Genomic DNA, 13739 nt, shown 5'->3' on the forward strand with positions numbered 1-13739 from the left:
TCAATCATTTTCTATTAAAAGAATCTGCGATTTTTTTCACCGCTGATAATGCACATTGATCTTCTATGGCCGGAATAAGATCTGTATTATGGCTTATTACCAAATGTAAAATATCAAATGAATTCATTTTACGAAGTAAAGAACATGCCGTCTGATATGGTGTATCTGCATTACCATCACCGCCACCCACTAAAATTACAGCACCTTTTTTAGCCTTTTCTATAGGATTTTCTTTTCTAAAGTACCTAGCGCTAAAGTAAGTTTGCAGTCGGCTTCCTACACTCAACAAAGGGCCTGTCAATTCAGAAACATAAATAGGTGACGCTATTAATATGTTTTCACACTCATTTATATATTTATAAACCTTTTGCATTTCATCATTCACGCAGCACCCGTTATTCCTCCAACAATACCTGCAGTCAATGCAGGGCTTGATATTACAATTGTACGCATTGACAATATAAAATTCACCGCTAAGATTTTCCAAAAATTTATTAAGCAAACTCACCGTGTCTCCATTTTGTCTAGGTGATCCATTAAAAATTAGTGTTTTCACACTTCACCCTCCCTTTTTTCATGTTGTGAATGAATCAATATTAACTAATAACATACCATCTTACTTACCAACTATCAATATTAAGTTTTCAATGTACAATCTTCCTTTCACAAACTCTTCACAGACCTAACAAATTCCCGTCACGTTTCCACGGTATATTAATACTTGCAAAGAGGCAAACAACCTTTTAATATAAATACTTTTTTCATACTTCAGCCGGTAGGATTCCCCCAATCTTACCGGCTACTCCTCTTTACGCAGATCATTTACTCTTTTGAAAATCTTTTAAATACTCCACCAGGGCGGATCGGTTTGTGCCACACTCGTAAAATGTCCTGGACTCATCTTCCACATAAACATTCTTACCGCTGCGCCACTCTGACTTCACTCCCAGAAGGTAATACTGCGCTGCACCGTATTCATAGTCCTTGGATTCCTTATAACTCTCCCAGGAATGCTTCCAGTATACCTTTACCGCAATGGCAGCTTTTTCTGACAAATCATATCGGTAGTACCGTTCCCCTGTTTCTTTAGTTTCGATCCATATTGGCCATGTCTCATAGGCATCTATAAAGGCAGCACGCTGATCATTATTTTTCAGAATAGGAAGTTCTGGCTGCTCCTGCTTTACAGTTTCTGGCTCCGGTTCCGGTTTTTCCAACTCCGCCACCATGCAGGCCAGTGCCGCAACAATCGTCTTCTGGCATTCGATAAACTTAATATCTGCAGGAAGTAACTCCTTCCCCTTCATGATTCTCAGGTAGTTATCAAGCTTCCCTTTCTGCTCCTCCAAAAAATACCGTGGTGAATATTCAGGATTTTCCTGCTCTGGTGGAATTTCCACATATTCTCCATCAATTACGTTTTCAACAGGTTCCAATGCATTTTCTGGTTGTTCAATAACGTTTTCTTGGTTTTCCTCCAATTTCTTTTCTGCCAGCCGATTCTCCACATACTCATCAATCTGCTTTCTGACATAGTTTGCAAACTTCTGGAAAAGGCAGATCCCAAGATCTTCATCATCACGGGAAAACTCAATAATTTCCGCACACACAGACACCTCAACATCATTGTCAATAATTATGAGCTTCTGGCTGCGGTAGAAAAGCTTAAGCATTTCAATGATTCTTTCATCAGTGATCCCAATAGCTACACCGCCATAAATCAGCTTTTTCGCATTATCCTGAACAAACAGCCTGGCCAGCATGGTTACGTGTCTATCAGAGGCCCTGGGTACTCCCGCAAGGCTGTAGGACTCATCTACTTCCTTTTCATCATCTGGGTTATAGTATCCAGAATCTACTTGCGACTGTACCTCGCTCTTCCGTTCCTCCTGGGCTTCCTCCAGCGCCACCACATTCCACTGAACCTGTACACTTGCTGCCAGATAAAACCATTCCGCAGTTCCATCTACTACAACGGTCCCTCCATCTGTAAAATGCGATATCACAATCCTGTTATCGTACAACTTGGCATAATGGGTCTCACCAGCCACTGGAAATCCATAAGAACTGCTTCCGTCTGGGTATGCTCCAAGATATGATTTTAACTGCGGTTCCGATTTATCCACGCGGAGCACCCTGTTCATGTGATCTTCCTTAAACCATTCTCTGTGATTTTTAATCAACCAGACTGCAAAGGGATACAAGAATGACTCTTTAAGCCTGTACTGCTCTTTTACATAAGCAGTCCGATCTGGCTCATGATCCCGCTCTTCGCCTGTTTCAGAAGTTGTAATATCACAACTTTGTTCTGGTTCAACAGCTTCCTCCGGTTTCCGGATCTGCTTTAATTGATTGACCGTCATTTCCGGATCAGCTTCCTCCCGCTGTTCCTCGGTCATGTAGGCCAGCTCCACCAGCTGATAAGTGCTATATTCCAAATACTGCTTGCTGAGAACCGGCGAGTTACCTCCTTGGGATAACTGCTGATTTACTTTAATGCACTTAGAAGCCCAACCCTTGTCCTTGTTATACTTTCCACGGACATAATCTTCAAAATTCTGATATCCGGATTCTTCGAACAATTTGTCATCCCGGATTCTGCGAAGATAATATCCGTTTGCCACATACGCTCTGGCAGCGGTAACAAGTCCGCTCTGTATGTATTGTTCTGCTTGCTCCAGTGATATCGGGGAATTATAATACTTCAATTCATCCATGGCAGCACCTCCCTGCTCTTTATGATTTATTTTCTTTTCCCGGCACACACTCAAAATGTATGTGCAGCTCAGTCCGTCTCTTAGTCTTTATATACACATGATCCCCGTGGATTTCCTTACCGCAGATATAGCAGATATGTATTTCCTGTTGTGGAACACTGGCTTTTCTTTTAGCTGGCATTCTTTTCACACCCTTTCACAATCCCGTGAACAATTTCCCTCAGCTGACCGGCATATTCAAGGACCAGATCTGCATCCTGCTGAATGAAAGCTGCCTGACTTGCCTTTTTCATGATTCCGGATTCTCTGATTGCTGTATTAATCTCCAGATATTTTTGATCCGCTTCGGCACGTCCGATCTGTAAACCATCAAGCGCCACATCCTGAATAATCTCCCTTGTAATGGACTGAATACTCTTTGTAAGCTGTTCATATGGTTTCCTGTACTTTGTTTTCAGTGTTTCAAGAGGTACATTTTCCTTGTTTCGCTTTAAGGAATCTAACAAAGACCGATATTCGTTTAATCTATGTTCTGTCATATTACTCCTTTCGTAACACCGGTTACCCTTAGTTACACCGCCAGTGTAACCCCTCAAAGCCTTTATTTATGCGGGTTTCAAAGAAAAGTTACACAGTTACACCATTTTTCTCGCGCGTATAAGGCAAGAAAAAAATATATAACACTTACATATTTTTTAATCCTTTATAAAACCCTATGTTTTTGGGTGTAACCGGTGTAACGGTGTAACCTTTAATTAAAAGGAAGCTCCATCTGTTCATCGTCTACGCTCACAAATTCTGATGTTCCATCTTGATCCGGAGGGAGCTTTATCCAATAGCAACGCACTGACGCTCCATTAATTTTCTTGACTTTAGGTACTTTTTTATTCTTCTCATCGGTCACCATTAAATTCTTTTTTATCGCCCAGCCGCAAAAAGCTTTCGTATCAAAGTTTCCCGATTTCCCGATTCTTGCAAAAGCATTGGGATTAATACAAACACAGCCGGTCTTTTGATCGAAAGCGCCCCAAATCTCACCTTTGTAACCAATATTGGGTTCAGGTTTGAATTTTGCCATATTAATTGAGACCTCTGACTGGATATATTCGTATGCTCTGGCATGTTCTGAAACTTCATCCCTGCTCTTTAAATACCCAACGCATTTTTCAATGTCCAGATAAATTCCATCCATAAAAATATGCTCTGTTGCTATTTTGTCAGCTGTAAGTATGGCGGACAAGGGAAGCATTTGCTTTGGTTCTTTCTGCACACCCTGTTTGTCAGCTATTTCCAGGATCTTCTCATAAAATTCCCTTTGTATTGCCTTAATAGTATCCATGCCAATTTCCTGTACCACTTGGACAAATTCTCTCCCTGCAAAGCCATAGTTCTCTTTTAAAATAGCTACAGTTTTATTTCCATCTGGGAAAATATCTCCCTCTTCCATTTCAACATCAATAACTCTGTTAACTGCACCTCCACGCATCGTATCGCTTGATAGAGGCCGTTCAATATTGGTCAGAATGACATTTTTCCAGGTGGGGACTCTCCGGAGCGATAAACTCGTATCTGACCGTCCCTTTCCTTTTCCGGCGCACAATGCATATATCAGATCAGTAACCTCATCCATGCCGTATTTTTTAGCTCTCTTGGACAGATCGTCCAGAAGAAGAGGCAGGTCATTAAGTACATCACACTTAACTTCCAATGTTGTGGCCGTGTCTGTTGAATCTGCCATGAACATTCCTTCTTTTGGGTTCGCCCAAATGCTTGCAGCCATCATGATCGACACAGTCTTTCCTTTTCCCGTGTCACCCCAAACATTAAGAATGAATGGCAACATATCAAGTTGTCCTATTAGAACACTGGCAAAGCTCCCGGCCATGTAAATATGCGGCTCTATTCTTCCTGATCGGCGAGTCTCTTTGACAAGCTGCAGCCACAGGTCATAGTCTCCATGTTCTACAACAGCATCAAATATGTCTTTATACTTAACTTCTCCATCAAATATAATGTTTTCAGTATAGGGAAGAAAATTATCATCAAACCATCCCAATTTCGATGTAGACACCTGCATTCCTATAACTCCCAGATTATAGTTTTCAACATCAGCCAGGTATCTAACCAAGTATTTTGCCGTCTCTGATGTCACAGAGACACCAAGCGGAGCCAGACTGACTATCTTTGCTGCAGATGCAATAATTTCCTTGTCCACAATAATCTCTTCCCACCTGTATCCTTTTTGAAATGCCAGTTTCACTTTTTCTTTTTTTGTTTCAGCATTTTTTAGGCGCTGTACAGGTATTATGGGATGGTAACAGGCCAGCTGCTCTCCCAGGATTGTATATGTTCTGACGCCGTGAATATCCGCAACCCAATTTCCGCAGTAATACGCCGGGTAGTCCTCTCCAAACTGCGTATAATTATCATAGCTCTGCTGTTGTGTTTCCTTGTCGCGCCTTGCCTTTTGAGTCTCTTTTAGAACCCTGTTAAAAGCTTTTACCAGACTTTCAAATTTGGTTTTCACTCCTAATTCTTTGGCCCTGTCGCTCAGAGATAGCAATAGCCTGGCTCTATGTATTTCATCTTCTTCGTCAAACACCTCTGTCAATGTTTCGTCTGACAGTATTGTTTCTGCCGTGAGCTCATTCAACGGCACCATGCTACCACCTCGCTTCTAATTCATTTAATTCTGCATGTATGTAAAGCTGATACTGCAGGGCATTGTAACAATCGCACCAGACATCACTGAAAGGCTCCGATCGATCCATGTACGCCCTATAAACGCCTATGAGCATACAGTTAAGCTGTCTCTTTCTTCCAGCCTTCTCCCGTTCTTTCTTTATCATTTCCCGGCGCTTCTGGGACTTGTAAATGGTTAGCCTGGAGGAAAATGTTGGTTTATCATATGTTCCCCCAAGGAGTTGAAACGCATCCTTAAAGGGAATATTTTCCATCTGCTCTACAAAGGAAAAGATATCTCCATCGGCTCCGCAAGCATGGCAATGATAATTCCGCTCATAGACTTTTAAAGAAGCCTGCCTGTCCCCCGTATGAAATGGACATGGAATGAACCCGCTCCTATTTGGCTGAAATCCATAGCGTTCTACAATATCCCTCATGCTGTACGTTGCCTTAATTTCATCCGCTGTCACCCGGAACACCTCCCAGTAGTTCTATGATCCGTTTTCCTGTCTCTTCCCTGTCGCAAAATTCAAACCGGCACTGATATTTTCTCTGCAAGGTGCAAAGGATCTTATACAGCTTTTCCCCGGTGATTGCCTTGGTTGTGATATCTTTCCACTTTCCTGTATCCGGATCCTGCACCCGTTTGTGCAGCCGGGGATTGTCCCACCAGATCACATCTTCCAGAAACTCCACGCCCTTCCCGTGCTCGCAAAGTATAATCACATCAATACCGGCATTATTTGCCCGGATCAGTTCATTCCGGAATCGATCATGGTCCTGACACACATTACTGCACAGCTCCGTAAGGTTCTGCTTTCGGTCAATAATCAATCTCGGGTTATCCAGGTTCATGTAATCCCCGACATACAGTTTTGATACATAATAATCCACGCTCTGATCCTCAAACTCTTTCAGGATCTTCTTGATTGCCTTTGCCTTTTCTCGACTGTCTATCTGTATATTCAAACAATCACCGCCTAATTAAAGGGAAGCCCTTCATCACCTACATCATCGGGGATATGCATGAATCCATCTCCTGCACTGGAAGGCTCCGGCCTGGACTCTCCTTGGCCATTCTCAGACGAACCCTTACTTTCCACAAATTCCACATTATCCGTGTAGATATCTGTTGTATAAATTTTCTGCCCTTCTTGGTTCGTGTAAGATCCTGTCTGGATACGTCCAATCAGTCCCATGCGCATACCTTTGCTGAAATACTTTTCAATAAACTCTGCGGTCTTACCAAAAGCCACACAGGAAATAAAATCCGCATCCTGCTGACCTTCTTTGTGAAAGCGCCGGTCCACTGCTAAAGTGAACCGGGCAACCGTCGAGCCACCGTCAGAATACCGCACTTCCGGATCCCGGGTAAGCCTTCCCACTAGCTGCACATTATTCATGCTTAGAATCCTCCTTCTCATAAAGTTTTAGCTTGTCCATACAATCCTTATAATTTTCCAGGGTCATATCTTCAATCTTTTTAATTTTGTACATAGCCAGTATCTTTTCCATCTTTAATCCCTTGTTGCTGTACTTCTCAACCAATGATTTAACAGAGGCTATCATTGGGACAGTTACTTTGTTCGATGATTTAGCTTCTTCAGACAAAGATCCTGGCGTTTCAGGTGCCGGTTCTGCTTTTTCCTTTGTTTCCTTCCCTTGTTTTGCAGTCTGCTTTCCCATGGAGAAAACCTCTTTTTTATCTTTTTGTCTACATATAACAAGGGAATTAATATTCCTGCTTTTATCGTATCCGATCTGGGATACATAAAAGGAATCATAGCAAGTAAACTTGCTTCCCGATTTTGTAATGTTACAGTCTAAAGAATTTATCCATATAAAGGGAGCTGTATAAAGTTCCCGGCCAATCCCCCAGTTAAAGCACGCTCTTTTAAAACTATCAGAAGCAAGCCCTTTCTCCTTCTCGGTATAGCTTTCCGTCCCAGTGTCTTCCTTATCAATCCACTGGCCCTTTTCACTATCCCATAAAGAAACAATGCAGTTTGCATTTTCTCTGGTGTGATGACGTTGCCAATTCATAGGCCCCATTACTTCATCAAGAATGTTCTGATCGACTCTGGCATCCTTGTAAAGAAGTAAGGAGATCCCATTTTCTTTCACTGTAGAAATCCGGCAGTCAATTTCATTTGCCTGAAGAGTCCTGAAATTAAGCTTCTCCATCCTGATCCTCCTCTTCAATTCTGATAATAGTATCGTTGGAAGCATACTTGATCATGTTGGAAGCCAGCTCCTTCACGGATAACTCACCATTTGCTTTTTGGAGGAAGCTTTCTAATACATCCACAGCTTCTGAATCAATCCGGATAATACCTTCCCCTCGCGCTCCCCTGCTGATCTTAACCACTTTCCGCCTTTTAATTGATATCACATTCGGCATTGTCATCCCCCTCCTCTACAATCCGGCTACACCACATATCTGCAAAATGCAGAATCATGTATAGAGCTGTTTCCTTACCATTGATCTCCCGGTATAAAGGACCATACAGGCCATTGTGATACAGAATCGCGTGATACTCTTCCTCTGTCAGAGCTATGTATTCATTGATGATTGTTACGCTCCGTATCTCATGCGGTACGTTTAACAAATCTGGATTCACTTTAAACGGCTTGCTTTCTGACTGCTTATACTTCTGCACCGGATCCGCCTTAGTTGGCCGACCATCTTTCACTATATTGGGAACATATCCCGGTTTTTGAAACTGGCCACACTTTCCAAGATCATGAAGAAGTCCACATACAATGACTGAATCGGTCCATTGTGAAATGTACGGCTCCTCATACCATGCATTCAGAAGGGAAAGCGCGTACCGGGTTACATTCAAACTATGTTCTGCCAAACCTCCTGTTTTTGCCAGATGGTTACCACCGGAACATGGCATTTCGTAAAACCCGATGTTTTCCATGTGTTTTAATAGGCGTTTCATACCTTCCTTGTCTTCATTTCCCGCCATTAGTAGCAGTTCCTCGATCTGGTTCTTGATTGAATACTCTTCTTGCTTTACGCCATCATTCCACGGAAACTGCTTTTCCTGATCTATATTCTTATTTTCATTCATAGTTTAGTCCTCCAAAAATTCTCCGGCCTCCATTTGGGCCATCTCAGTAAGTACGATGTGATAGACTTCCTTATCGTCAGGATCACACTCGTTATTTTCAATATGAGTAAGCTTTTCTCTGAGAAGAATCCAGAGCTTACGATACTTCTTATTCATCTTCTGACACCTTCTTTGGTAATTCAAAGCCTAAAATACTGGCTATGTCCTCTCTGTCAATGCTGTACTGGCTCTTTATAGTAAATGCTTTTAAAGCGTCAATCCTTGCCATGGCTGAAATTCCAGTCTCATATTTTTCAGCGTCAAATGCTGTAATACTAATAGCTGTTTTTTCCATCTTGATTTCCTCCAATAAATTAACTTAATAATTTTTTTAATCTCTCTGATATTGCCTGTCTGGAAACTCCATATTTTTTTGCAACTTCCTCACATGGAATTCCGATCAATTTAAAAATAATCAGCTCTTTCTGCATCTCGCTTAATTGCAAAATGTCTTTTCTTTGAAGCTTGTTCTGTATCTCTTCTAGTCTGACCACATTGTCAATCGCAGTTTGATTTACATCAAAAAGTTTTCCGCGACATGATTTACATATCCTTAGTTTCGTGAAGGAGACAGAGCCGCAAAATCTGCATTTGTACTTTGGGACTAAATTTGTGTAAGCATGTATCAGGTTCTCGGAACTCGTGACCCATTCAAGATTGGTAACGGAGTTATTTCCCGGGTTTCCATCTATGTGGTTTACGCACGGTTTATTATTCGGATTGTCTATGAACGCCTCAGCAACCAACCTGTGCACGTAAAATTGTCTTTTTACCTTTCCGTCATAAAAATAGACCATGCGATATTTTCCACCGTTACAACCACCTATCTGATACTGCTTCATAATTCGCTCAGTCCCATTTTTTATAAGGTAAACGTTCCCGTTTTCAAAGACCTTTAATTTACCGTCTTTTAAAATTCTATATTGCGTATTTCTCACCTCTGTATTAAAATAAAAATGTATAATATTTACGAGTTACCTTGATTCCCTGGCTGTTCCCGCAGCCGGGGTTTCTTCATCTTCACAGCCGATAATATGGCCATCATTAATTAGCAACGGCTTAAATGACTTACTTTCAACCGCATCCGCCAGCATTTCGAGCGGCATGTCCTCTAACTCTTCCAATATCCATTTAGCAAGTTCCATTAATCCTCACCTCCTCTCATAACACTTCCAACTTACCTACTACAAAAAACATCAAAGCCATTGCACCGATGAAGATCACTGTCGGCATGATCCGTTTCATAATTTGCTTTATCTTTGAAGGACCAGCGTCAGTGTAATCGGCTAATTTGTCATAGTACCTCATACGTTCTCCTTTCCTCTGACGATTTGCAGTATCTCCTGATCGCTCAGGCCCAGTGCTGATACCATAATCCATAAATCTTCCAAGCGGAAAGTCTCCGGGTGTTGCCAGCGATACTTTATGGTATTCTCTGGACGATTTAGTCGTTTGGCAATTTCCTTGCTTCGGATCTGCTTAAGCTCCATGCGCTTTCTGATCGTAGTTCTGGCAATCAGTTTCTTCTGTTCAAAATCACTTAGTTTTAACTTTGGCACTTATTTCCCTCCTTTTATAATCCTTACATGGGTACCGTCTGCTACAGTCCGGACAGCGATTACGATACTGGCAGGACTTGCATGATAATTTGGATTCTATATGTATCACCATTCCTTTCTTGTAAAATATTTCCATTTCTCCTATACTGTAAATACCGTGTACCAGACGGAATATACTAAAGGAGTTTTTTCATGATTTCCTCTAAATCCGAATATGAAGACTTTGTTGTCAAGTTGCTAAATTCTATTATTTCTGGGGAAAAATTAACGCCCGACCTTTTTCCTAAGTATTCAGAGAAGGACTTTCTGGAAGTTCTTTCTCAATGCGTAACAGATGGACTCGTTATAGGATATTCTATGTCTCGAGTCGCCAGTGGGGATCCGGTTGGTCAACGTACTGGCGAACCTTATGTGACAATTAAGGGGCTTTCGTATATTGACTCCATTTCACAGGCAAAAGCTCTGGATATCGCCAAAGCGGCCGAATCACAATCCATAATAGCTACGCTTAGGGCAAACATAGCTACCATAGCTTCTTTCACCGCTATTCTCGTTTCGGTTCTAGCTAATTTAGATAGAATAGTACATAACGTACAAAGAGTATTATCTTATCTAAATACGCCATGAGATTTACAATTACGAGGATAATAAGCAATACGGCAACCGCCTTGTTTGTCTTTTCAGCTTGGCGGTTTCTTTTTTCGGCTTCTTTTAAAATTCGCTCAGATTCAGTCATCCTCTCTCACCTCCTCTTTTCATTACTAAACCAAGCTTCATTTATTGTTTAGTTTTCTAAACTTTTTCCATAAAAAAATATATTGGTATTTCACTTTTATCAATCCCAAGTGACTCACATGCAGAATTAATTTCATTCTGCGTAAAATCTAATTTGCCAGTTAATCTCTGACTTAATGAAACTCTACCTATACCTATAGCCTCTGCAAAAGCATCTTGTGTACCAAAGACTTCTTTAATCTTTCCTCTAAGCTTGCTATAATCACACGCCACTTAAACTCCTCCTTTTCTGTTTAGTTTTCTAAACTTTGCAATTTCATATTAACATGCCCTCATGCCTTCGTCAAGTGTTTGTTTAGTTTTCTAAATTTTATTTCTTTAAGTCTAATTATAATGTTGCGTTTTCTGAACATTCATGATAATATGAAAATATCAAAGGAGGGTACTATGAAATCTATATCAGAAAGAATTATTGAGGGAATGGCTATTAGAAACATGAAGCAAGTTGATATAATAGAAGCGACTGGGATAAACAAGGGTTCTCTAAGTTCTTATATATCAGGAAAATATGAACCGAAACAAACTAACATCTTTAAAATTGCAAAAGCCTTGGATGTTAATGAGGCCTGGTTGATGGGCCACGATGTCCCCATGGAACGAAAATTAAAGAATACTAGCTATAAGAAGCCCTCCTCTATTGATTTTAATCGTGTACTCTCTCAACAGGAACAAACCCTCTTAAATAAATACCGTTCAATCGATAATAAGGGTAAACACACAGTAAACACAGTGCTGGAAATGGAGTACAACCGTTGCAAGCCGATCGGCGAAAGCTCGGATGTAAAAGCGAAAATAATCAATGATAAATCTTACCTTGAGCCAGTGGCTGCCCACGAACGTACCGATATAGAAGTAACTGAAGAAATGAGAAAGCACGATGATGCTTTCTTTGATGAATAAGATACCTATACCAAAGATTAAAATAGCTTATGGCTTTTTTATAATAAACTAAAGAAAAAGGAGATATGAGTATGATTGATTTTAAAAATGGTTCTTTTGTAAAACTGAAAAAAGTGGATAACTCCGCTGCAAGTGATGTCGTTAATCTATTTGTACCAAACGAAGAAATTATAGGCTGCTACAAAGGAATCCGTGATTACGTTGTTTTTACAAATAAACGTATAATCTCTGTAAATGTTCAAGGAATGACTGGTAAAAAGAAAGACTTCACTTCAATGCCGTATTCTAAAATACAGGTGTTCTCTGTTGAAACATCTGGAGTATTTGACCTGGATAGTGAATTGGAACTTTATTTCAGCGGTATCGGAAAAGTAAGATTTGAATTTACTGGCACAAGCGATATAGTGCAAATTGGACAGCTTATAGCTTCTTTCACCATATAATATCCCAAAATAGCAAAAACCGCCCAGCACTCGCAATGCTGAACGGCTTCACATAGATTTTCTCTTACCGGACTTCCGGAATGATAAATCCTTCTAACAAATTGATTATATCATTCCTAAAACGACCTGGCAAGAGGGTGTATTTTTTATACTCAAAAATAAGTTGTAACATCACAACAAACGAAAGGAATTGATATAACATGGCAAAAGCAAAGAAACTCCCCTCCGGATCCTGGCGCTGTCAGGTCTATGATTATACTGATGATAAGGGCAAAAGACACTATAAGTCTTTCACCTGTGATGATCCAAGCCCTGCAGGACGAAGGAAGGCTGAATGTATGGCAGCACAATATGCTCAGGACAAAGAAACAAGATCACGATCAGAAAAAACATTCGGACAAGCTCTTACGGATTATATTACTATGAGGGAGCCAGTTGTTTCCCCTCGTACCATATTAAATTATAAAAGGCTGCAGAATAAAGATCTGAAACTTTTATGTGATATAAAAATTGCTGATATTACCCAGGAGCAAATACAAGAGTTTGTTAATCAGGATACAAAATCTCATTCCCCAAAAACAGTCAGGGATAATCATGGATTAATCGCAGCTGTCATTAAACAAGAACGTCCGGAATTTGCATTGAATACAGTATTACCAAAACAGGTACGTCCTCAGCTATATATACCTTCTGACGAAGATGTAAAAAGGCTTATCAAACTTGCGGCCAATACCGATCTGGAACTTCCAATACTTCTCGCTGCTTTTGGTCCGATGCGCCGTGGTGAGATATGTGCTCTCAATACTGAAAATATTAGTGGCAACGTGGTTCATGTTTGCAAGAATATTGTACTTTCACCAGACAATACATGGGTAATAAAATCTCCTAAATCTTTCGCCGGTGATCGATTCATTGACTATCCTGATTTTGTAGCAGAGAAGTGGAAAGGCCTATCAGGCAGAATTACGAAGCTGTCACCAGATAATCTATCAAACCGATTCGCAAGGCTGCTTAATAGCTCCGGAATTCCACATTTTCGATTCCATGATTTAAGACATTATTCAGCCAGCATACAGCACGCCTTAGGGATTCCGGATGCATACATCATGAGCCGTGGTGGTTGGGGCAATGATGGAGTGTTAAAAAATGTATATCGTCATGCTATGACAGGAAAAGCACAAGAAATGAACAAGATTGCAAATACTTATTTTAGTGAGATGCAACACGAAATGCAACACGAAAAAAAAGAACCCTAGTATTTACTAGGGTTTTAGAGAGGCGACAACCAGATTTGAACTGGTGATCAGGGTGTTGCAGACCCACGCCTTACCACTTGGCTATGTCGCCATTAAATTGTATATCTGAACTACTTGCATTCAGTGACCCCAACGAGATTCGAACTCGTGTTACCGCCGTGAAAGGGCGATGTCTTAACCGCTTGACCATGGGGCCTTACTTAAATTTCGTTTCCTCATAGTCTATCTAGCTGAGTATCACGAACTCCCCGAGTAGGACTTGAAC

General features: G+C 40.8%; 21 protein-coding genes and 2 tRNA genes. 4 read left to right on the plus strand and 19 right to left on the minus strand.

Annotation, left to right across the window (positions count from 1 at the left end; all coding sequences use genetic code 11):
* Nucleotides 1-4: 4 nt before the first annotated feature.
* The 16 genes from DS742_RS19320 to DS742_RS19385 all read right to left on the minus strand — a co-directional run bounded on the left by DS742_RS19320 (nucleotide 5) and on the right by DS742_RS19385 (nucleotide 10080).
* Nucleotides 5-556, minus strand: a complete 552-nt coding sequence (locus tag DS742_RS19320; protein ID WP_117418608.1) for a flavodoxin family protein — start codon at nucleotides 554-556, stop codon at nucleotides 5-7.
* A gap of 262 nt (nucleotides 557-818) precedes the next feature.
* Nucleotides 819-2717 (minus strand): hypothetical protein, encoded by a 1899-nt coding sequence (locus DS742_RS29560; protein WP_242996628.1) that lies wholly within the window; start codon nucleotides 2715-2717, stop codon nucleotides 819-821.
* Between the two features lie 170 nt (nucleotides 2718-2887).
* Nucleotides 2888-3256 (minus strand): hypothetical protein, encoded by a 369-nt coding sequence (locus DS742_RS19330; RefSeq protein ID WP_117418609.1) that lies wholly within the window; start codon nucleotides 3254-3256, stop codon nucleotides 2888-2890.
* A gap of 212 nt (nucleotides 3257-3468) precedes the next feature.
* On the minus strand, nucleotides 3469-5379 hold the full coding sequence (locus DS742_RS19335; protein ID WP_117418610.1) for a DUF927 domain-containing protein: 1911 nt from the start codon (nucleotides 5377-5379) through the stop codon (nucleotides 3469-3471).
* 1 nt (nucleotide 5380) lies between these two features.
* Complete coding sequence (locus DS742_RS19340; RefSeq protein WP_117418611.1) at nucleotides 5381-5872, minus strand: CHC2 zinc finger domain-containing protein; 492 nt, start codon at nucleotides 5870-5872, stop codon at nucleotides 5381-5383.
* A complete protein-coding gene (locus DS742_RS19345) occupies nucleotides 5859-6371 on the minus strand; it encodes an ERCC4 domain-containing protein (RefSeq protein ID WP_117418612.1) in 513 nt (170 codons plus the stop codon). The genes DS742_RS19340 and DS742_RS19345 overlap by 14 nt, the downstream gene beginning before the upstream one ends.
* 11 nt (nucleotides 6372-6382) lie before the next feature.
* The gene (locus DS742_RS19350) at nucleotides 6383-6805 is read right to left on the minus strand and encodes a single-stranded DNA-binding protein (RefSeq protein ID WP_117418613.1); all 423 of its coding nucleotides are present in this window, start codon (nucleotides 6803-6805) and stop codon (nucleotides 6383-6385) included.
* Complete coding sequence (locus DS742_RS19355) at nucleotides 6798-7586, minus strand: hypothetical protein (protein ID WP_117418614.1); 789 nt, start codon at nucleotides 7584-7586, stop codon at nucleotides 6798-6800. The genes DS742_RS19350 and DS742_RS19355 overlap by 8 nt, the downstream gene beginning before the upstream one ends.
* The gene (locus DS742_RS19360; protein WP_117418615.1) at nucleotides 7573-7803 is read right to left on the minus strand and encodes a hypothetical protein; all 231 of its coding nucleotides are present in this window, start codon (nucleotides 7801-7803) and stop codon (nucleotides 7573-7575) included. The genes DS742_RS19355 and DS742_RS19360 overlap by 14 nt, the downstream gene beginning before the upstream one ends.
* Entirely contained in the window at nucleotides 7781-8482 is a 702-nt protein-coding gene (locus DS742_RS19365) for an HD family phosphohydrolase (RefSeq protein ID WP_242996630.1), read from the minus strand. The genes DS742_RS19360 and DS742_RS19365 overlap by 23 nt, the downstream gene beginning before the upstream one ends.
* Nucleotides 8483-8485: 3 nt before the next feature.
* Nucleotides 8486-8638, minus strand: a complete 153-nt coding sequence (locus tag DS742_RS19370; protein WP_117418616.1) for a trigger factor — start codon at nucleotides 8636-8638, stop codon at nucleotides 8486-8488.
* Nucleotides 8631-8816 (minus strand): hypothetical protein, encoded by a 186-nt coding sequence (locus DS742_RS19375; protein WP_117418617.1) that lies wholly within the window; start codon nucleotides 8814-8816, stop codon nucleotides 8631-8633. Before DS742_RS19375 ends, DS742_RS19370 begins: the two co-directional genes overlap by 8 nt.
* 19 nt (nucleotides 8817-8835) lie before the next feature.
* Entirely contained in the window at nucleotides 8836-9363 is a 528-nt protein-coding gene (locus DS742_RS19380) for an HNH endonuclease signature motif containing protein (protein WP_117418618.1), read from the minus strand.
* Nucleotides 9364-9495: 132 nt separating this feature from the next.
* On the minus strand, nucleotides 9496-9666 hold the full coding sequence (locus tag DS742_RS28970; protein ID WP_170313526.1) for a hypothetical protein: 171 nt from the start codon (nucleotides 9664-9666) through the stop codon (nucleotides 9496-9498).
* Nucleotides 9667-9682: 16 nt separating this feature from the next.
* A complete protein-coding gene (locus DS742_RS28975; RefSeq protein ID WP_170313527.1) occupies nucleotides 9683-9829 on the minus strand; it encodes a hypothetical protein in 147 nt (48 codons plus the stop codon).
* Nucleotides 9826-10080 carry a hypothetical protein gene (locus DS742_RS19385; RefSeq protein ID WP_117418619.1) on the minus strand — a complete coding sequence of 85 codons (255 nt, stop codon included), beginning with the start codon at nucleotides 10078-10080 and terminating at the stop codon, nucleotides 9826-9828. The genes DS742_RS28975 and DS742_RS19385 overlap by 4 nt, the downstream gene beginning before the upstream one ends.
* Before the next feature lie 192 nt (nucleotides 10081-10272).
* Here DS742_RS19385 and DS742_RS19390 point away from each other — a divergent pair, with 192 nt between their 5' ends.
* Nucleotides 10273-10707: a hypothetical protein gene (locus DS742_RS19390; RefSeq protein WP_117418620.1), complete on the plus strand. Its 435-nt coding sequence runs from the start codon at nucleotides 10273-10275 to the stop codon at nucleotides 10705-10707.
* A gap of 165 nt (nucleotides 10708-10872) precedes the next feature.
* On the opposite strand, the gene DS742_RS19395 is transcribed toward DS742_RS19390, so the two are convergent.
* Nucleotides 10873-11088, minus strand: a complete 216-nt coding sequence (locus tag DS742_RS19395; RefSeq protein WP_117418621.1) for a DUF739 family protein — start codon at nucleotides 11086-11088, stop codon at nucleotides 10873-10875.
* A 174-nt stretch (nucleotides 11089-11262) separates the two neighbouring features.
* Between DS742_RS19395 and DS742_RS19400 the strand changes: the two genes are divergently transcribed.
* The 3 genes from DS742_RS19400 to DS742_RS19410 all read left to right on the plus strand — a co-directional run bounded on the left by DS742_RS19400 (nucleotide 11263) and on the right by DS742_RS19410 (nucleotide 13474).
* Nucleotides 11263-11775: a helix-turn-helix domain-containing protein gene (locus DS742_RS19400; protein WP_117418622.1), complete on the plus strand. Its 513-nt coding sequence runs from the start codon at nucleotides 11263-11265 to the stop codon at nucleotides 11773-11775.
* A 71-nt stretch (nucleotides 11776-11846) separates the two neighbouring features.
* The gene (locus tag DS742_RS19405) at nucleotides 11847-12218 is read left to right on the plus strand and encodes a PH domain-containing protein (protein WP_117418623.1); all 372 of its coding nucleotides are present in this window, start codon (nucleotides 11847-11849) and stop codon (nucleotides 12216-12218) included.
* 200 nt (nucleotides 12219-12418) lie between these two features.
* On the plus strand, nucleotides 12419-13474 hold the full coding sequence (locus DS742_RS19410; protein ID WP_117418624.1) for a site-specific integrase: 1056 nt from the start codon (nucleotides 12419-12421) through the stop codon (nucleotides 13472-13474).
* A 20-nt stretch (nucleotides 13475-13494) separates the two neighbouring features.
* On the opposite strand, the gene DS742_RS19415 is transcribed toward DS742_RS19410, so the two are convergent.
* Nucleotides 13495-13565, minus strand: a tRNA-Cys gene (locus tag DS742_RS19415).
* A gap of 33 nt (nucleotides 13566-13598) precedes the next feature.
* Nucleotides 13599-13670 (minus strand) — tRNA-Glu (locus DS742_RS19420).
* Between the last annotated feature and the right edge of the window lie 69 nt (nucleotides 13671-13739).

It is taken from the genome of Lacrimispora amygdalina, assembly GCF_003432035.1.
Classification (GTDB): Bacteria; Bacillota; Clostridia; order Lachnospirales; family Lachnospiraceae; genus Lacrimispora; species Lacrimispora amygdalina.